At 61.9% G+C, this 20,025-nt stretch carries 16 protein-coding genes; 13 read left to right on the forward strand and 3 right to left on the reverse strand.

Annotated features, from left to right (window positions below; translation table 11 throughout):
• The first annotated feature begins 3 nt into the window (after positions 1-3).
• The 11 genes from pgmB (at position 4) to AC1RRC_RS07120 (ending at position 12,700) form a co-directional block, all read left to right on the forward strand.
• Entirely contained in the window at positions 4-648 is a 645-nt protein-coding gene (gene pgmB / locus AC1RRC_RS07070) for a beta-phosphoglucomutase (RefSeq protein WP_493054552.1), read from the forward strand.
• A 104-nt stretch (positions 649-752) separates the two neighbouring features.
• The gene (locus AC1RRC_RS07075; protein ID WP_493054553.1) at positions 753-911 is read left to right on the forward strand and encodes a hypothetical protein; all 159 of its coding nucleotides are present in this window, start codon (positions 753-755) and stop codon (positions 909-911) included.
• A 196-nt stretch (positions 912-1,107) separates the two neighbouring features.
• Positions 1,108-2,115, forward strand: a complete 1,008-nt coding sequence (locus AC1RRC_RS07080; RefSeq protein ID WP_493054554.1) for a TRAP transporter substrate-binding protein — start codon at positions 1,108-1,110, stop codon at positions 2,113-2,115.
• Between the two features lie 35 nt (positions 2,116-2,150).
• A complete protein-coding gene (locus AC1RRC_RS07085) occupies positions 2,151-3,209 on the forward strand; it encodes a porin (protein ID WP_493054555.1) in 1,059 nt (352 codons plus the stop codon).
• A gap of 51 nt (positions 3,210-3,260) precedes the next feature.
• The gene (gene zwf, locus AC1RRC_RS07090; RefSeq protein WP_493054556.1) at positions 3,261-4,727 is read left to right on the forward strand and encodes a glucose-6-phosphate dehydrogenase; all 1,467 of its coding nucleotides are present in this window, start codon (positions 3,261-3,263) and stop codon (positions 4,725-4,727) included.
• Positions 4,728-5,030: 303 nt separating this feature from the next.
• Complete coding sequence (locus tag AC1RRC_RS07095; RefSeq protein ID WP_493054557.1) at positions 5,031-6,323, forward strand: ABC transporter substrate-binding protein; 1,293 nt, start codon at positions 5,031-5,033, stop codon at positions 6,321-6,323.
• Between the two features lie 43 nt (positions 6,324-6,366).
• On the forward strand, positions 6,367-7,332 hold the full coding sequence (locus AC1RRC_RS07100) for a carbohydrate ABC transporter permease (protein WP_493054558.1): 966 nt from the start codon (positions 6,367-6,369) through the stop codon (positions 7,330-7,332).
• 39 nt (positions 7,333-7,371) lie between these two features.
• Complete coding sequence (locus AC1RRC_RS07105) at positions 7,372-8,211, forward strand: carbohydrate ABC transporter permease (RefSeq protein WP_493054559.1); 840 nt, start codon at positions 7,372-7,374, stop codon at positions 8,209-8,211.
• Between the two features lie 57 nt (positions 8,212-8,268).
• On the forward strand, positions 8,269-9,942 hold the full coding sequence (locus tag AC1RRC_RS07110) for an alpha-glucosidase family protein (protein ID WP_493054560.1): 1,674 nt from the start codon (positions 8,269-8,271) through the stop codon (positions 9,940-9,942).
• A gap of 74 nt (positions 9,943-10,016) precedes the next feature.
• Positions 10,017-11,234, forward strand: a complete 1,218-nt coding sequence (locus AC1RRC_RS07115; RefSeq protein ID WP_493054561.1) for an ABC transporter ATP-binding protein — start codon at positions 10,017-10,019, stop codon at positions 11,232-11,234.
• A gap of 245 nt (positions 11,235-11,479) precedes the next feature.
• Entirely contained in the window at positions 11,480-12,700 is a 1,221-nt protein-coding gene (locus AC1RRC_RS07120) for a maltoporin (protein ID WP_493054562.1), read from the forward strand.
• A gap of 85 nt (positions 12,701-12,785) precedes the next feature.
• Here the strand turns inward: AC1RRC_RS07120 and pdxR are convergent, their stop codons facing one another.
• Positions 12,786-14,297 (reverse strand): MocR-like pyridoxine biosynthesis transcription factor PdxR, encoded by a 1,512-nt coding sequence (pdxR, locus tag AC1RRC_RS07125; protein ID WP_493054563.1) that lies wholly within the window; start codon positions 14,295-14,297, stop codon positions 12,786-12,788.
• 367 nt (positions 14,298-14,664) lie between these two features.
• On the opposite strand from pdxR, the gene AC1RRC_RS07130 reads away from it, so the two are divergent.
• Together AC1RRC_RS07130 and AC1RRC_RS07135 are read left to right on the forward strand one after the other, a co-directional pair.
• Entirely contained in the window at positions 14,665-15,600 is a 936-nt protein-coding gene (locus AC1RRC_RS07130) for a porin (protein WP_493054564.1), read from the forward strand.
• Positions 15,601-15,633: 33 nt separating this feature from the next.
• The gene (locus AC1RRC_RS07135) at positions 15,634-16,995 is read left to right on the forward strand and encodes an amino acid permease (RefSeq protein ID WP_493054565.1); all 1,362 of its coding nucleotides are present in this window, start codon (positions 15,634-15,636) and stop codon (positions 16,993-16,995) included.
• 36 nt (positions 16,996-17,031) lie between these two features.
• On the opposite strand, the gene AC1RRC_RS07140 is transcribed toward AC1RRC_RS07135, so the two are convergent.
• Positions 17,032-17,943, reverse strand: a complete 912-nt coding sequence (locus tag AC1RRC_RS07140; RefSeq protein WP_493054712.1) for a substrate-binding periplasmic protein — start codon at positions 17,941-17,943, stop codon at positions 17,032-17,034.
• Between the two features lie 53 nt (positions 17,944-17,996).
• Entirely contained in the window at positions 17,997-19,880 is a 1,884-nt protein-coding gene (locus AC1RRC_RS07145) for a glucokinase (protein ID WP_493054566.1), read from the reverse strand.
• Between the last annotated feature and the right edge of the window lie 145 nt (positions 19,881-20,025).

Raw genomic sequence — 20,025 nt, forward strand, 5'->3', positions numbered from 1 at the left:
ACCATGAAACCAACCCGCTACGACGCCGTGATTTTCGACCTGGACGGCGTCCTGACCGATACTGCCCATTATCACTACGTGGCCTGGAGACAGCTGGCCGACAGTGTCGGCGTCCCGTTTGATTTGCAGGCCAACGAAGCATTGAAAGGGGTTGACCGCAAAGGGTCGCTGGAACTGATCCTGGCGGGCGCCCAGCGCAGCTACAGCGACGTGGAAAAGCAGGTCATGGCCGAGCACAAGAATTGGCACTACCAGCAATTAATCAAGGACATGACCGCCGCCGATCTGCTGCCGGGCGCGCTGGCGGCGCTGGAACGGGTGCGCGCTGCGGGCCTGAAAGTCGGGCTGGCGTCGGCCAGCAAGAATGCTGTCGATGTGCTGCACCGGCTTGGTATCCACAGCCATTTCGATTACGTGGTCGATGCGGCCCGTATCGCGCAGGGCAAACCTGACCCGGAAATCTTCCTGAAAGCGGCCAGCGAGCTGGGCGTGATTCCCGCGCGTTGCCTGGGCGTGGAAGATGCGGTGGCCGGGGTGGCGGCCATCAAGGCGGCCGGCATGCGTGCGCTGGGGGTGGGCGATCCGAGGGTGCTGACCCGGGCCGACGTGGTCATTCCAAGCCTGGAAGGGTTCACGCTGGACTGCTGAACAGTCTCGCTGTGCGTGCGATGCCATGAATCTCAAGAGTCTGGCCAATTTGCCTGGCGTCGCCCAAGGGATGCCAAGCCAAGCCGCTGGCGCGCAGCCTGGCCGTGGGCCGCAGCAATGCGTTCGGCATCATCGACCCGCTGGCGGCGCATGCGGCGGGCGATCCGGGGCTGTTCAAGCTGGTCGGGGGGATGTCGACGCGGCTGGAGCAGGCGCACATGCACCTGCTGATTGCGCCGGTGTCGTCGCACCGTGATCGTTGAACACCATCTGGCCGGTGCGGGCGCGGTGCATGCATTGCAGGAGGCCGGCATTGTCATCGGCCGGGCGGCATGGCCGGGCGCTGCCGCGGCGCCTGAGTGGATCCCCTGTTGTTCTTGATTGCAAAATCCAAAACGTTTAAGATTCATTAAAAACGTTTTGGATGATAAATAACTACTAATACCAAGGAGGCGTGTAATGAGGGGATTAATCAAGTCGTGGCTGGTGCTGTCCGCGTTCGCGGGCGTGGCCACGGGCGCGTTGGGCGCGGACTATCAGGCGCGCAACATCATCTTCGGCTACGGACTGGCCGAAGACAGCAACCAGGGCCGCGCCGTGAAGTTCCTGTCGGACGACCTGGCGAAACGCACGGGGGGCAAATTCAAGCTCAAGGGGGCAGCCAGCGGCGCCCTCGGGAATGACCCGCAGATGCAGGCGGCGCTGGTGGCCGGCAACCAGGACATGGCGGTGGTGTCGACCGCCACCCTGGTGGGCATGGTGAGCGATTTCGGCGTCTACGATTTGCCGTTCGTATTCGGCAACGAGCAGGAAGCCGATGCGATACTCGATGGTCCGTTCGGGCAGGCGCTCAACGCCAAGTTGCGCGAAAAGGGCCTGGTGGGCCTGGTCTATTGGGAAAACGGCTTTCGCAACCTGACCAACTCGAAACGCCCCGTCGAAAAGATCGAGGACTTGCAAGGGATCAAGCTGCGCGTCATGCAAAACCCCGTCTACATCGATATGTTCAAGAGCTTTGGCGCGCATGCGGTGCCGCTGCCGTTCCCGGAATTGTTCGGCGCCTTGCAATCGGGCGCGGTGGACGGCCAGGAAAATCCGGTCAACACCATCCAGTCGGGCAAGTTCTATGAAGTGCAGAAATACCTGTCGATGACCAGGCACGTATACAGCCCATGGATCGTGTTGGCCAGCAAAAAATGGTGGGACAGGCTGAGCCCCGATGAGCAAAAGGCCTTGCAGGCGTCCGCCGAGGCGGCCCGCGACTTCGAGCGCAAGGACAGCCGGGACGGCGCCGGCAAAGCTGTCGAATTCCTCAAGAAAAAAGGCATGCACATCAATGTCGTCAGTGAAAAAGAATTGGAGCGCATGCGCGACGCGAGCCGCGGTGCGATGCACAAGTTCGCTGCCGACGGTCACGTCGCGTTGATCAAAAACCTGCAGTCCAGCCTGGAAAAGCTGCGCAAGTAAGCGCCTGTCTATCCCTCAATTTTTGGATTCCTCTGATGAAAAGTACGACTTTTGCAGCAGCAGTTTTGGTCTTGTGCTGCGGCGCCGCCATGGCGCAAAGTTCGGTGGCGCTGTATGGCGTGGTGGACGTGGGCGTATCGCTCGACCGCGGCGGCATTGCCGGCAGTGCGACCCGGGTCACCAGCGGCATGGCGACGCAAAGCCGCTGGGGCCTGCGTGGCAGCGAAGACCTCGGCGGCGGCGTGAGCGCGCTGTTTGTCATTGAAGGCGGCTTCAGCGCCGACAAGGGCACGTCGACCCAGGGCGGCACGCTGTTTGGCCGCACGTCCATTGTCGGGCTGGGCGGGCGTTTCGGCGCCGTCACCGCCGGCCTGCAAGACACGCCGCATTTCACCACGCTCAACGTGGTGGTCGACCCGCTGCGCAACGGCATCGGCCGTTCGAACAACTTGATGGCGCCCACCGGTTTCCGCGCGCGCAATTCCATCCTGTACCGCAGCCCGTCGCTGAATGGATTTTCCGGCGACTTCATGTATGCGGCGGGGGAAGTGGCCGGCGACTTCGCTGCCGGTCGCACGCTCGGCGGCTCGTTCGGCTATCGCCAGGGCCCGCTCAACGTGCGCCTGGCTTACCACGTGCGCAACAACGATACCGACGTCGTGAAAAACACCGGCAACGCCAGGAACTTGCTGCTGGGCGCCAATTACGACATCGGCGTGGCCAAGGCCTATGGCGGCCTCGCCCTCGACAAGGGATTGAACAGTTCGCCGTTAAACAATACCGCCGCGTCGTTTGGCGGCGCCGCGCCGACCGCTTCGACCGATAGCAGTGCCGTGTTGCTGGGGCTGTCGGCGCCGTTGGGCGCCAGCACTGTGGTCGCGACGGTGATTGCCAAGAACGACAAGACCGTCTTGAACCAGGATGCGCGCCAGTGGGTGTTTGCGTACATGTATGCATTCTCGAAACGCACCGATCTCTACAGTTCGTATGCGCGCATCGTCAATCAGCACGGCGCCGCCTACACGGCCGGCAACAGTGAAGAACCCGGCACCGGCGACCGCCAATTCACGGCAGGCCTGCGCCACCGTTTCTGACCGCCCCCGCGTCCTGCGGACTCTTCTGTGTAGTTTGAAAGGAAATGATCGATGTCGAAAAATTCGGTTGCGGGCGAGACGCAGCCCCCGCAAGTGGTGGTGCTGTTTGGCGCCACCGGCGACCTGGCGCGGCGCAAGCTGCTGCCCGGTCTGTTTCACCTGTCGCGCGCCGGCTTCGCCCCCGGTTGCCGGATCATCGGCGTGTCGCTCGATGACCTGGGTGTCGATGAGTTTCGCCAAGTTGCCCGGGAGGCGCTGGATGAATTTTCGCCCCGCAAGTTCACGGATGCGGACTGGCAAGCCTTTGCGCCGAGCCTGGACTATTTGCCGCTCGCGGTCGGTCCGGCCGGGCTGCGCACCGCGGTCGAGCGGGCCGAACGGATGTTCGACCAGCCAAGCCAGCGCCTGTACTACCTCAGTGTGCCACCCGGCGCCGCCTTGTCGTGTGTGCGCATGCTGGGCGAAGCGGACCTGGTCGAACGCTCCCGCATCATCATGGAAAAACCGTTTGGCAGCGATCTGGACAGCGCGGTGCACCTGAACCGGCAACTGCACGAAGTGTTCCGTGAAGAGCAGATTTTCCGGATCGACCACTACCTGGGCAAGGAAGCGGCGCAAAACATCCTGGCCTTCCGCTTTGCCAATGGCCTGTTCGAACCGATCTGGAACCGTAATTTTATCGACCATATCCAGATCGATGTGCCGGAGACGCTGGGCCTGGGGGCGCGCGGGGAATTTTATGAGCAGACCGGCGCTTTTCGCGACATGGTGGCGACGCACCTGTTGCAGATACTTGCCTTCGTGGCGATGGAGCCGCCGACGACACTGGAGCCGGCGCCGATCAGCGAAGAAAAGAACAAGGTCTTCCGCTGCATGATGCCGGTCCAGCCCACCGATGTGGTGCGCGGACAGTATGCGGGCTACCGCGAAGAACCGGGCGTGCGCAGCGACTCGGACACCGAAACGTATATCGCGCTGAAATGCACGATCGATAACTGGCGCTGGGCCGGGGTGCCGTTTTTCCTGCGCACGGGGAAACGCCTGGCCGAAGGCCAGCGCATCATTTCGATAGCGTTCCGCGAGCCGCCGAAAAGCATGTTTCCAGCAGGCTCCGGGATCGGCGCGCAAGGGCCCGATCACCTGACCTTCGACCTGGCCGATGCGTCCAGGATGTCGCTGTCGTTCTATGGCAAGCGTCCGGGACCCGGCATGCGCCTCGACAAGTTGAGCTTGCAGTTCGCGATGCACGACACGGCGCTGGCCGGCGATGTGCTGGAAGCCTACGAGCGGCTGATCCTCGATGCGACGCGCGGCGACCGCACGCTGTTTACCACGGCCGAGGGGATTGAGCGGCTGTGGCAGGTGGCGGCGCCGTTGCTGCAGTCGCCGCCGCCGGTGCGGTTCTACGCGCCCGGGTCCTGGGGGCCGAATGCGATCCACCAGCTGATCGCGCCACGCACGTGGCGGTTGCCGTTCGAGCGCTCGTGGCGGGCTCCGCGCCCGCCCGTGGAAGGGTAAGTCGACGCCGCCTTGTAGAAATAGTATTTGCTGCGTCGCAAAATCAATAAGCCTGTACAAATGCCATTGAGCGCCTACACTGGACGTTGATGATAGCGCTATCATGTGTCGTCCTGGCAGAAAAATGTGTTTTTACAATGCGTTATTAAAGTTATTTACATTCCAAAACGCTTTGGATAGAATCCATAACGCTTTGGATGTTCATATGTGCATTCTAGGCGCAAGGATGTTTCCGCATAACGTCGTGCTGGAACTTTGAAAATAAGAAGGGCCCCGCAAGTTGCCGGGTCAACGGAGATCGCAATGATTGTTTTGAATGCTGTAAAGAAATCGCAGTTCTTGGGCGCAGTGGCAGCAACCGCCCTGATGATCAGTGGCGCCGGCGCCGTATCGGCGGCGGACCTCACCATTTCCTGTGGTTCAGTCGGCCAGGATTTTGAAATCTGCAAGAAGCTGACCGAAGAATGGTCCGCCAAGACGGGCCACAAGGTCACGCTGTTTACCGCACCGAATTCCACCACCGACGTGCTGGCGCTGCTGCGCCAGCAGTTCGGCGCGCAATCGGGCGAGATCGACGTGATCATGGTCGATGTGGTGTGGCCAGGCGTGCTCAGGGAACACTTGCTGGACTTGAAGCCGTATTCGAAGGGCGTGGAAAAAAGCCATTTCCCGGCGATCGTCGCCAACAACACGGTCGACGGCAAATTACTGGCGATGCCATGGTTTACCGATGCGGGCTTGCTGTACTACCGCAAGGACTTGCTGGAAAAATACAAGGAACCGGTGCCGGCCACCTGGGAGCAGATGAGTGCGACGGCGCAGCGTATCCAGGACGCCGAGCGCGCCGCCGGCAATAAAGGCATGAATGGCTATGTGTTCCAGGGCAAGGCGTACGAGGGCCTGACGTGCAATGCGCTGGAATGGGTCTCGAGCTACAAGGGCGGCAGTGTCATCGAGCCGGGTGGCCAGATCAGCATCAACAATCCACAGGCCGCCAAGGCGTTGGACATGGGCGCCAGCTGGGTCGGCAAAATCTCGCCCAAGGGTGTGTTGAGCTTTGGCGAGGAAGAAGCGCGCGGCGTCTTCCAGAACGGTAATTCGGTATTCATGCGTAACTGGCCGTATGCCTGGTCGCTGTCGCAGAAAGAGGGCAGCAAGGTCAAGAACAAAGTCGGCGTGGCGGCCTTGCCGAAAGGTGGCGCGGACGGCCAAAGCGCCGCAGCGCTGGGCGGCTACCAGCTGTCGGTGTCGAAATACTCGACTCATCCAGCCGAAGCGGCCGACCTGGTGATGTACCTGACCAGCAAGGATGTCCAGAAGCGCCGCGCCATCGAGGGTTCCTACAATCCGACCCTGCCCGAGTTGTACAAGGACGCCGACGTGCTGAAAGCGGCGCCATTCTTTGGCACGCTGTATGACGTGTTCACCAACGCCGTGGCGCGTCCTTCCACCGTGACGGGCAAGCGCTACAACGAAACGTCGGCGGCGTTCTGGGGCGCGGCGTACGCCACCATGTCCGGCAAGGCGCCAGGCGCGGCCAGTGTCAGGAAGCTGGACAGCGATCTGAGCCATATCCGCCGCGGCGACAAATGGTAAGCACGGTGTCGCGCCACATCCAATTCATGGGAAGAGACAATATATGAATACAGCAACACTCAGCGCTCCGCCGAACGCTGGCCATTCCGTGCCCGGTCCGGCGCCGCAAAGCGCGCTGACCAAACAGCGGGTACGCAGCGCCTGGCTATTCCTGGCGCCGATGCTGATTATCCTGGTGCTGGTGGCGCTGGAACCGCTGGGGCGCAGCCTGTGGCTGAGCCTGACGGATGCCCACCTGGACCAGTTGAACGGGCCGGGGGTGAAGTTCGTCGGGCTGGAAAACTATATTGGCGACTTCGGCCTGTTCTTCAACCAGGGCCACCTGGTGGAACCGCAATGGGCTGCCGCCGTCAAGAACACGCTGTTTTTCTCGGTCTGTTCCGTGACCCTGGAAACCATCTTTGGCATGGCTGTGGCGCTGGTGCTCAACGCCGAGTTCAAAGGGCGCGGCCTGGTGCGTACTGCCGTGCTGGTGCCGTGGGCGATTCCCACCATCGTGTCGGCCAAGATGTGGGACTGGATGCTGCAAGAGCAATACGGCATCTTCAACGTGGCGCTGGCGGCGCTGGGCTATGACAGGATCGCCTTCACCACGGACTTCCCGATGTTTTGCGTGCTGCTGGTCGACGTCTGGAAAACCACGCCGTTCATGGCGCTGCTGATCCTGGCCGCCCTGCAAATGCTGCCAAAGGATTGCTACGAAGCGGCGCAAGTCGACGGTATCCATCCGGTGCGGGTGTTTTTCAAGGTCACGCTGCCGCTGATCAAGCCGGCGCTGATGGTCGCCATCATCTTCCGCCTGCTCGATGCGCTGCGCGTATTCGACGTGATCTACATCCTGACCGGCACCAATGACAGCACCATCAGCATGTCGGGATTCGTGCGCGAAAAAATGATTTCCAACGGCTATGTCGGCGAAGGTTCCGCGGCGTCGACCGTGCTGTTCCTGGTGATCGCGCTGTGCACCATCTTGTACATGCGGTTCAGCCGAACCGATGCCGAAGGTTAAGTTAAGTGATCCGCATTTGCCGATCGTAGGAGAACTATTGTGGTGAAAAATATTTGGTGGCGGGTCGCCTTCTGGGCCCTGGTCACGGTGGTGGTGGTGTTCTCGCTGTTCCCGCTGTTGTACGCCATGCTGACCTCGCTGTTGACGGGCGGCGCGCTGTATGACGTCACGGAAGTGGTCGACACCGGTGTCAGCCTGGCCAACTACGCCGCGCTGTTCGACAGTACGCAACACTTTGGCGTGAGCATTGTTAACTCCGTAATGGTATCGATGTCAGTGGTGGTGGTCTCGCTGTTCCTCGGCGTGACGGCGGCTTACGCGCTGGGCCGTGTCAAGTTCCGTGGCCGCGGTCTGTTGCTGATGGCGATCCTGGCCGTGTCGATGTTCCCCCAGGTGGCGGTGCTGGCCGGCATGTATGAAATGATGCAGACGCTGGGCCTGTACAACAAGACGCTGGGTCTGGTGCTGCCGTATATGTTGTTCACCTTGCCGTTCACGGTCTGGGTATTGACCACCTTCATGCGCGATTTGCCGAAGGAGCTCGAAGAGGCCGCCGTCATGGATGGCTGCACGCCGTGGCAAATCATCAAGGACGTGTTCATGCCCTTGATGTGGCCGGCCTTGGTGTCGACTGGCTTGCTGGCGTTCGTGGCGGCCTGGAATGAATTCCTGTTTGCGCTGACCTTTGTCACCAAGGATCTCGGCCGTACCGTGCCGGTGGCGATTTCGCTGATCGGCGGCGGCGCCAGTTCGCAAGAACTGCCATGGGGCAAGCTGATGGCGGCATCCGTGCTGGTTACGCTGCCCCTGATTTTGATGGTGCTGGGCCTGCAGCGAAAAATCGTCTCGGGCTTAACCGCTGGCGCCGTCAAGGGTTAAGCGGTCATCAATCGGGCCGGCGGTTTCGTGCACGCGTGGAGTTTTGGAGCAGCGCCAATGAACAAGGTTAAGTCTTACAAGCAGTATTCGTGCGACCCCGGGCAGGCCGACTGGTGGCGTGGTGGTGCGGTCTACCACATCTATCCGCGCAGCTTCCAGGATAGCAATGGTGACGGCGTCGGGGACCTGCGCGGCATCGCGCAGCGCTTGCCATATATCGCGGCGCTGGGGGTGGACGCCATCTGGCTGTCCCCCTTCTTCAAGTCGCCCATGAAAGACTTTGGCTATGACGTCAGCGATTACACCGACGTCGATCCCAGTTTCGGCACGCTGGATGATTTTTCCCGCATGCTCGACCATGCTCACCGGCTGGGGTTGCGGGTATTGATCGACCAGGTCTTGAGCCATACGTCCGACCAGCATGCGTGGTTTGTGGAAAGCCGCGCCAGCAAGGTCAACCCGAAGGCGGACTGGTACGTTTGGGCCGACGCCAGGGGGGACGGCAGTCCGCCCAATAACTGGCTGTCGATCTTTGGCGGCTCGAGCTGGCAATGGGATACCGTGCGGGAGCAGTACTACCTGCACAACTTCCTCGCCAGCCAGCCCGATTTAAACGTGCGCAATCCGGCAGTGCAGGACGCGTTGCTGGAAGTGCTGCGCTTCTGGCTGGAGTTGGGCGTCGATGGTTTTCGGCTCGACACCGTGAACTTTTACATGCACGACGCCCAACTGCGGTCCAATCCGCCGCGCGGTCGCCCGACCGGCATCGATGGCGCGGTCGCCAGCGTCAATCCGTATGCGTGGCAGTGGCATGAGTATGACAAGACGCAACCGGAAAACCTCGCGTTTCTCCAGCGGATACGCGCGCTGCTCGATACCTATCCCGGCACTGCCACCATTGGTGAAATCGGCGCCGATGATTCGCTGGGCGTGATGGCGCAATACACCCAAGACGGCGATAAATTGCATACCGCCTATAGCTTTGACTTGCTCAGCGACGCCTGTTCGGCGCCGCACTTGCATCACGTCTTGCAGGACTTCGAACAGCGGGGCAGTGATGGCTGGGCGTGCTGGGTCTTGTCCAATCATGACGTGGTGCGTGTCGCCACGCGCTGGGGCGGCGGGCAGCAGGGCGGCGCGGCGGATGCGCTGAAATTGTTCGCGGCGCTGCAACTGTCACTGCGCGGCAGCCCGTGTATTTATCAGGGCGATGAATTGGGCTTGCCCCAAGCTGAATTGACCTTCGGCGAATTGCAAGACCCGTATGGCATCGCCATGTGGCCGGCCTTCAAGGGCCGCGACGGCTGCCGCACGCCAATGCCGTGGGAGTCAGCGGCGGTGCATGCCGGCTTTAGCGACGGCAGCCAGACCTGGCTGCCGCTGGCGGCGTCGCACCGCGCACTGGCAGTCGATCGCCAGCGCCAGATGCCGGACAGTGTGCTGATCCACTACCGCAGGTTCCTGCGGTGGCGCAAGACCCTGCCGGTGCTGGTTCATGGCGCCATCGAGCTGTTGCCGGCAGATCCGAACGTACTGGCGTTTGTGCGCAAGCTCGACGGCAGACAACTATTGTGCGCTTTCAATTTGTCGGCAACGGATGCGGCTTATCCGTTGCCGGACGGCTTGGGCGTACTCACTGCTTGCGACGGCCAGGGCTATGGTCCGGTACACCTGGTCGACAAGCGGCTTAACTTGGTTGGCTGGGGCGCGTGCTACGCCTGGGTGGCGTAGCACGCGGCCGGGTGTTGAGACACGTCCGGCCAGTCAATTTTAGAAATACAACAAATTTCAGAAGGAAGAGTGTCATGGGCGATTTGGTCTTTAAAGGTATCCACAAACGGTATGGTTCGGCACCCGACACCATCCGCGACGTCAACTTAACCATCAAGAAGGGCGAGTTTTGCGTCTTCGTCGGCCCGTCGGGCTGCGGCAAGTCGACCTTGCTGCGCATGGTCGCCGGCCTGGAAGATATTACCGGGGGCGAATTGCTGCTCGATGGCGTTCGGGTCAATGAAAAATCGCCGACCGACCGCGGCGTGGCGATGGTATTCCAGAGCTATGCACTGTACCCCCACATGACGGTGTACGAGAACATGGCGTTTGGCTTGAAGATCCAGAAGGCCAGCACCGACACGGTTGACAAGAAAGTGCGCGAAGCAGCGCGCATCCTGCAACTGGGCCATTTGCTGGAGCGGCTGCCGAAAGAGTTGTCAGGCGGCCAGCGCCAGCGCGTCGCCATCGGCCGTACCATCGTGCGCCAGCCGGAAATCTTCCTGTTTGACGAACCGCTGTCGAACCTGGACGCGTCGCTGCGCGTGCAGACCCGGCTGGAGATCGCCAAACTGCACGAGGATATCGGTTCGTCGACCATGATTTATGTGACCCACGATCAAGTCGAAGCGATGACGCTGGCTGACAAGATCGTGTTGCTCAATGCGGGCGAAGCGATGATCCGCGACGGCAGCGTGGCGCAATTCGGTCCGCCGCTGGAGCTCTACCATTTCCCGGTCAACAAATTCGTCGCCGGCTTCATTGGCTCACCGAAGATGAATTTCATCCCTGGCGTGCTGGAGCATATCGGTGCGGATTTCGCCACGGTGCTGGTGGGCGACAAGGAGCTGACCGTCCATGTCGATGCACTGGGTTTGGCGCGCGGCGCCGCGGTCGAGGTGGGCGTCCGTCCGGAACATGCGCTGGTGACGGAAGACAGGGACGCCGACAACGTGATTCATGGCCAGGTGGCGTTCGTGGAAAAACTCGGTGAGGCTTCGTACCTGTATGTGCGCCTGCACAATGACCAGTTGATCACGGTGCGCGAGAGCGGCGATACCGCCAGGGACATCGGCGACGTGGTGATGGTCAGGATGGAAGCCAATCAACTGCATCTGTTCAAGGAAGATGGCCGCGCTTGCCGCCGCATGATCTATGTGCCGGCACTGGACGCGGGCCGCGGCGCCCCGGCGGATCCAACGGCGCCGGTGGTACCCATGAGCACCATGAAAAGGCAGCGCCATCTGGCTTGATACGCCGGCGCCGGCGGTTTTTTTTGCCACGAATCCAAAACGTTTTGGATTAGCGGCAAGAGCGGTCGGCGCCACCTCGTCCATTCCAACTGTGTAAAAGGAGGCTGGCAGAAGCAGTCAGGGAGCGTTTTAACTAAAAATCCAAAACGTTTTGGATTTGTGCGCAAGGAGGTTGCCGAATGGCGGCCTCAAGAAAAAGAGAGGGCATAGCGACTCTCTCATATTGAGAAACCAGGGGATGCATTGTGAAGAACTTCAAGAATAAGACGTTGTCGGTGGGCGTGGTGTTGGCGTTGAGCGCGGGTTATGCCTGCGCGTCTGATGAGGCTGGTGAATTTCACGGTTACCTGCGCGCCGGCGTGGGCAAGACCACCAAAAATAGCGCGCAAGCGTGCTTCCAGGCGCCGGGCGCCAGCCAGAAATATCGCTTCGGCAATGAATGCGACACCTACGCCGAATTCGAGTACCGCAAGGAGTTGGTGAAGTCGGAAAGTGGCGCCAGCTTTGTCGGCACCATCATGACGAATTTCTACGAACCGAATTCGACCAGCGCCGGCAAGAACTTTGGCCTGGCTGAAATGATGATCGAGGCAAAGAACCTGCCGTTCCTGAACGGTGGCGTGGCCTGGGCCGGCAAGCGCTATTACAACCGTCCGGATATCCACGTGCTGGACTTGCAGCTCGTCAACATGGATGGTGTCGGCGCCGGTGTCGATGGCATTCCGCTGGGGCCGGGCCGGGTGGGCTACGCCATGCTGCGCAATGACAACCTGGGCGGCGTCGCCACGTCGTCCGCCACGCGCCAGCAATTCCTGTATCACGGCGTGCCCGTCAACCGCAACGGTTCCCTGAACGTTGACGTCACCCTGATCAACGCCAACGCGAAAGCCGCGGGCGCGTCGGGCGGCTATGCGTTGTCGGTGGCGCATAACCAGGGCGCTGTGTTTGGCGGCGCCAATACGCTGTGGCTGCAATATGCCCGGGGCGCCGGCGTGGCCGCCAAGTCCGGTGTGCTGGGCGACATCTTTGCCGGTTCCAGCAGCCAGCAAAGCCGCATCGCCGATCAACTGGTCTGGCAAATCACGCCCAACGTCACCGGTTCGGTCAATGCGCTGTACCAGCGCAACCGGAGCGCTACCGGCGTCACCACCTGGACGTCGGCAGGCGCCCGCCCGAGCTATGCGCTGAACAGCAACCTCAAGCTGGTGCTCGACGTCGGCCATGATGCGGTGCGCCCGGAGCGTGGCGACGTGCGCCACCTGACGAAGATTTCGTTTGCCCCGGTACTGACCACCGGCAAGGGTTATTGGTCGCGTCCTGAGTTGCGTGCATTCGTCACGTACGCAAAGTGGAACGATGCGGCGCAAAAAGCCGCAGCGGCGGGCGATCCGGTGTCGGGCACCGGCGTATTTGGCACTGCCCGGCGCGGCCTGTCGTTCGGGGTCCAGACGGAAGCCTGGTGGTAACGTAGTGCGGCGTCAACCAGCCGGTTGATGTGACGGAACGGCGGCGGCGGTGGCGACACCGCCGCCGGCCACATCGGCGTGGAAACTATGGCCAGAATTGCTTGATGACCCTGGCCAGCACGTCGAACGCGGGGCCGATCTGTTCATTGGGCACGCTGCCGTAGCCCAGCATCAGGCCACGCCGCGCGTGTTCCGGCTGCTGGTAATAGCGCGACAGCGGCCTGGCCGTGACGCCCTCGCGTTCGGCGGCCACGCAAATCGCCACGTCGTCACAGCCATCGGGCAGCGCCATTACCAGATGCAGTCCCGCCTCGCCGCCACATATCACGCCGTCGCCGAAATGGCGCGTGATTGCCGCGCGCAACAGGCGCAAGCGTTCCGCGTAAATGGCCCGCATGCGGCGGATGTGGGAAGCGTAATAGCCTTCGGCCATGAAGTCGGCCAGCGTCGCCTGGGTGTACAAATGGCCGCACCGGTATAGCTCCGACAGGCCCGTGGCGAAGGTTTGCGCCAATGGCTCCGGCACCACCAGGTAACCGATGCGCAAGCCCGGGAACAGGGTCTTGCTGAAGGTGCCCAAATACAGGACGCGCTCATGCCGGTCGAGTCCCTGCAACGCGGCCAGCGGTCGGCTGCCATAGCGGAATTCGTTATCGTAGTCATCTTCCACCACCCAGGCGCCCTGGGCGGTGGCCAATTCCAGCAAAGCCCGGCGCCGCGTCAGGCTCATCACCATGCCAAGCGGGTATTGATGTGACGGCGTGGCGACAATCAGGCGCGGCGGCGGGGCGTCCGGGCACAGCAGCAAGCCTTCGGCGTCAACCGGGATCGGCACGGTCTGCACACCGACCGAGCGCAGCACGCTGCGGGTGCCCCAGTAGCATGGATCTTCCACCCACGCGCGGTCGCCGCTGTCGGTGAGCATGCGGGCAATCAAGTCCAGGGATTGATGAATGCCGCTGGTGATCAGGATTTGCCCGGCATGGCAATTCACCGAGCGCGCCACCCGCAAATACTCGGCGATGGCGGCGCGCAAGGGCAGATAGCCTCCGCCACTGGAATAGGTGAGGAAATCGGCGCGCGAGCGGCGCCAGTACTTGTTGTGCAAGCGGCTCCAGATCTTGTTGGGGAATTGTGTGACGTCGGGCACCCCGGGCATGAACGCGCCCCACTGGGTTTGACAGACACCGGCCTGCGCAATCAGGTGGTCGCCCCGGTTTGACAGGAAGAACTGCGCCGCCGGAGCGCCGCTGTGCGCACTGTGTTGTTCATCGCGCGGCGCGATTGTGCTGGGAATCAAATGCGCCGGCTCGGTATCGGCAACAAAAGTGCCGGCGCCGGTGCGGGACTCCAGGAAGCCCTCGGCCAGCAACTGGTCATAGGCAAACGTGACGGTGTTGCGGGACACGCCCAGTTCCGTGGCCAGCGCCCGTGTGGACGGCAGTTGCCGGCCCGGCGCCAGTGCCTGCGACAGGATGGCTTCCCGTATCACCCGGTAAATCTGGCGGTTGACCGCGACCGGGCGGTCCACTGTTTTAACGCTGCGCTGGCAATCCACGCGCTGCAAAAGAAAATCCGATACGGACGCGATACGCAAGCTGGCTCCATAAGAATTGACGCGGACCGGCGTGGGCAAGTGCGCCCTGCAGGCAGGGTCCGGCGTAATGGGATGGAGGCCACTTTGCGATGCGTTTGGCATGGCAAAGTGGCCTCATGAAAAAACTCCAACTGGCTCTACATTCCCTGGCCACTTGAACCTTAATATCAAGCTGGTTGTAACACTTCTGTAACAAATTCCCGGATGCGACCGATCGCCAGCGGGCGCTGGCAATCAGTGATGATAGCGCTATCAGTCAAGCCTTGCAATCGCTCGATGGCAGCCTGGCAGGACGGCGCCGGCATGCGCTGGTGGCGCCGGGATTCAACAATGAAAAGGGAACCCAGTGAATATGAAGGTATGCGCCATGGCGGCGCTCACCGCCTGTACGGGGCAGGCGCACGCGCAATCGGCACTCTCCGTCTACGGCGTGCTCGATGCGGGCTTGATCAGGCAGACCGGGACCACGCTGCAAGTCGGCAAAGGCGACTTTAACCGGCTCGGGTTCAAGGGCAGCGAAGCGTTTGGCAATGGCTGGTCCGCCAACTTCCGCCTGGAGGCGCGCTTCTTGCCGGACACCGGCACGACCGAGGCCAATGGCCAGCGGCCGCTATTCCAGGGACGCTCATGGGTCGGCTTGTCGGGCGAATTCGGCGCGCTCCGGCTGGGACGCGATATGACTGCCGTGCAAGACGCGGCGTCGGATTTTGATCCGTTTGCCTTCCGCACCGTTGGCGCGATCGACGCGATCACCGGCAACTATCTGTCCGATACGTCGCTTGCCTCTTCCGGCAACCGCTTTTCGAACGCGGTGTTTTACCAGAGCCCCGTGCTGCGCTGCATGCAGCTCAGCCTTTCCATCGCCACCCGGGAGCCGCTCAATGGTGTGCCGACTGTGAAGTCCCACCCGTATTCCGTTGCGCTGCTGTACAACGCCGGCGCACTGGCCGCCATGGTGGGCGTGGAACGCGGCACCAATGAGGACCGCTTCGTCAGTCTGAACGGCGCCTGCAAGATCGGGACCGCCAATCTGATGGCCTCGTACTCCCGCTTGCAGCGCGCCGTTGGCTTCGACGAAACCAATTGGCTGCTGGGCGGGGATATTGCGGTGCGGGGCGGGGCGATCAAGCTCGGCTACGGCCACATCAAACCGCAATTGTCGCGCGCCAGCAAACAGGCATCGCTGGGCTATTGGCACACGCTGTCCACCCGCACCGATCTTTATACGGATGTGAGTCGCCGGAGCGCTGCGGGCGGACCAGCCAGCCACGCACTGGACCTGGGTTTACACCACACCTTTTAAGCGAAGGATTTTCATGACTGACGAGGAGAGAAGATGAGTTCATCAACACCTGTATTGAAAAAAGGGCTGAAACAACGGCACCTGACCATGATTGCAATTGGCGGGGTGATCGGCGGCGGCCTGTTTGTCGGCTCGGCCGCCGTCATCAAGACGACCGGCCCGGCGGCATTTCTCAGCTATGCGCTGACTGGCCTGCTGATCGTGATGGTCATGCGCATGCTGGGTGAAATGGCGATCGCCAATCCGTCGAGCGGCGCATTTGCCGACTACGCGCGGCAAGCGCTGGGCGGCTGGGCAGGGTTTTCCGTGGCCTGGCTGTACTGGTATTTCTGGGTCGTGGTGGTGGGCTTTGAAGCGGTGGCCGGCGCAAAAATCCTGACTTACTGGCTGGGCGACGTCCCGCTATGGCCGCTGGCGTTTGGCTTGATGGCGCTGATGGTGGCGACCAACCTGTTTTCCGTGTCGTCCTTTGGCGAATTTGAATTCTGGTTTGCCGGCATCAAGGTGATCGCCATCGTGATCTTCCTGCTGTTTGGCGGCTTGTATGTGGTGGGCATGTGGCCTAACCACGGCATGGACTTCAGCAACCTGGCCGCGCATGGCGGCTTGCTGCCCAATGGCGGCGGCGCCATCTTTTCCAGCGTGGTGGTGGTGGTGTTCTCGATGGTTGGCGCGGAGATCGCCACCATTGCCGCGGCGGAGTCGGATAATCCCGCCGAGGCCATCAAGAGCGCCACGAATTCCGTGATGTTCCGGCTGGGCACGTTCTACGTCGGTTCGGCGTTTTTGCTGGCGACCATCTTGCCATGGGATTCCGTGGTGCTGGGCGCATCGCCGTTTGTCAGCGCCTTCAAGGTCATGGGGATTCCCGGGGCAGACCACATCATGAATGCCGTGGTGTTGACCGCGGTGCTGTCATGCCTGAACTCGGGCATCTACACGGCGTCGCGCATGCTGTTTGTGCTGGCGGCAAATAACCAGGCCCCGGCCAGCTTCACCAGCACCAATCGCAAAGGGGTGCCGATGACGGCCATCCTGGTGTCCAGCGTGGTCGGTTTCCTGTGCGTGGTGGCCGCTTACGTGTCGCCGGATACGGTATTCATGTTCCTGCTGAACTCGTCCGGCGCGATCATCCTGTTCGTGTACATCATCATTGCCTTGTCGCAGGTGATCTTGCGCATGAAGACGCCGGCGCAGCCGCGCGCGGTCAAGATGTGGCTGTTCCCGTGGCTATCGCTGGCCACCATCGGCGTCATGGTGGCGCTGCTGGTGCAAATGGGGCTTGACCCGGAGACCCGCTCGCAACTCTACCTGAGCTTGCTGGCGCTGGGCGTTTCCGTCTTGACGTACTGGGTGACGTGCACGCGGGCCAATCCCGCGCTGGAAAAGGGTTAATGGCGCCACTCCCGGGCCGGTGCGGCCCGGGAGCATTCAGGGCAGGGGAGGGCGCAGGTTCTTGCTGTCGCCCGGCTGGAACCACAGTTCCTTGCGGCCCAGCGGGGTTTCCGCACTCAGGTGCGGATTATCCATGTCGATGATGAGGCGCTTGTCGATTTTCGCTTGCCGGATGGCCGGCCCGAAATATTTATAGAACAGCCGGTCAAACGAACCATCGGCCAGCGCAAGTTCCAGGCCACGCCGGATTTCTTCCGCCAGCTTGCTATTGTTTTTACTGACAAAGAAATAATCGGGGGCGGGATAGCGTATCAGGATGTACGGATCGATGACGGTGCGCGCATCAGCCGCCGCTTCGTCCCATATCTCGCCGACCGCCCGGGGGAAGTAGTCGATCCGCCCGGCATTCAACATATCGAAGATGTTGTAGTACCCGGTAATGCCACAGACCTTCAGGCCATTGGATTTCAAGATGTCGACATCGGTCCAGTCATGGCCCTGGCCGGCCAGGAAGGCTTTGATGTCATTGACGGTTTTGACGTCGCGGAATCGTTCGGCATGCGACTTCGGCAACAGCATCAGGCGCCAGCCGATCAAGCCCTTCGACAGCGGGATGCGGACCGGCAGCAATCGCGCTTCACGCTCGCGCGACGTGGTGGTGCCGACCACGTCGACCTTGCCGCTGGTGCGCGCCAGTTCCAGCAGCGCGCGGCTTTGGTGCATGTACAAGGTGGTGAATTTTAACTGGTACGCGGTGCCGGCTTTTTGCAGCGCCAGCTGGAGCAACTGGATATTGTATTCATTGCGGCTGTCCTTGACGTTTTCCGTGCGCGGGTACAACACGGTTTCCGCCGCCGACGCCGTGCCCGTGCCCCATGCCAGCAGCGCCGCTGCCATGCACAGGCCGCACGACCAGTGCGATTGACGCGCTCCCGCTGAATTTACCATGCTCAATTTGACCTCCCCAGGCTGAATCACTGCCGCAAGCGCGGCGGAACTTCTCATTGCTGACAATGCGATATGGACGGTGCCAACGGTTCGGGCTGGCCGGCGCCGGCCCGTTCCGCCTTTTGCCCATCGACGGATAAGCCGACGCATAAAATGTCGATCAGCAGCAGTTGGATAAAGCGTGAAATCATCGGCAGGTAAGTGGCCGCGTCAGGGCCGCCCTCGCTGTGGCTGGCACCCAGGCAGACCGTGGCCCGCTTCGCCAGTTGCGATTTGTGGCAGGCAATGGCGATCACGCCTGCGCCGGCCGCCCGCGCCGCGCCAACCGCCGCCAGCAGTTCCGTGTCATGGCCGCCGCTGGCGATCGCAATCACCAGGTCGCTGGCGGTCAGCCGCGCGGACGCGGGCAGGAATTGGTGAACGTCACTGTGGATCGCGGTCGGGATGCGCTGGCGCTGCCGCAGCAATTTGTATTGTCCGTCCAGCGCCGGGACGCCGGCGTTGCCGGGTGCATAGAAATCAATCCGGCTGGACTGCCGGATCAAGTCGATTGCGCGGCCGATCGCGTGCGGGTCGATTTGCCCGCGCAGTGCGAGCAGGGAAAACGCCGTGTTATGGATGACTTTGTCCGTCCATGCCTGCACATTATCGACGCCGCGCACCGGGCTGTGACGGGCAGGAAAGGAAGTGTTCAAGGCGCCGGCATACTTCAGCTTGAAGTCGCGCATCCCCATGAAACCCAGGGTACGGCAAAAGCGGATCACGGTTGGCTCACTGACTTGCGCCTGGCGCGCGATAGCGGCAATTGGCATTTCCACGATCCGGCGGGCCTGTTCCAGCACGACGGTGGCGACTCTGCGCTCGGCTGGCGGCGACACCCGCTGCAAATGCTCGACCCGCCCGACCAGCAGGCTGGCGTCGCTGCCGCCCTTCAGACGGCCCGACAGCATGGCCGTCAAACCATGAAACGCGGCCTCGTGCGTGGTGACCAGGCAGGTTGGAATGTGCGCCACATAGCTGGCGATCGGGCCCCTGGCCTCGAACCGCCGGCGGAACGGCGAACGGGGCAGCCAGTCGCGCAGTTCGGATGTCATGCCGCAATCGATAAAGACACCGCCGACTGCGCCCAGGGTGGTCGCCATGTGGGCGCAAAAGGCGGCCAGTGCACTGCAGAAGACGTCCATCACTTCGCTGCAGAGCGGGTCGTGGTCGAGCGCGGCCCGTGCCATGATGTGCCGGGCGTCGGCGGCGCCGGGGATGACGCCATGGCGCTCGGCCAGCGCGCGGTACACCAGTTCGATACCGGCCGGCGAGAGGAGCCGCTGGTAGGTGACGGAGGGCCAGGCGCGGCGGGCATGGTGCAGCACGTCGAGTTCGCGCTGGTCGGACGGTCCGAAGTCAATCTCGCCGCCCTGCTGGCCGATGGTCAGGAAGCCCTCATTGGTCGGGACCAGCCCGGCTGCTGCGGCGCCTGTCCCGGCACCGACCGCCACGATGGCCAGCACGCCGTTGGCGACGGGCGCGCCGCCGCCCATGCTGGTGCGGCCTGCCCCGGGTAAGTGTGGCAGGGCCATGGCCAGCGCCGCCAAATGATCGACGACCAGCAGCGTTTGTAGTCCGAGCCGTTGTTGCAAGGTCGGGGCGGGGCAGCCGTACGCGTCGCTCAAGACACGGGAGGGATCGGCGCCGGCCGGGCAAGCGATGGCCACGGCGCCATGCCGTACCGGTTCGCCCGCGTGGTTCGCCAGATAGGCCGTCAGCAACAGCGTGATGTCGCCCGTGTTGTCATAGCTGAAGCGCCGCGCGGCGCTGAAAACGCCCGGTGAGGACTCGAGTGCAAAGTGCGCGCATCCGTCACTGAACTGGGCCAGCAGGCGGGGGGCGTCGGCGTAGGGCGCCCCCCGCCGATGGCGTTCCGGTTTGACGTATTGATTCATGGTGCGCAGCGGTGCCTGGCTGATTTCCTGAAAAACATACCAATATTTCGATATGCAAGCGTTATGAACTGTAACCAAAACGTTTTGAAAAGTAAATGTGTTTTATCCTTGGGTATGTTGAAGGTACGTTGGGCGCGCTATATTG

The sequence above is a fragment of the Pseudoduganella sp. GW821-FHT12E03 genome, from assembly GCF_058807115.1.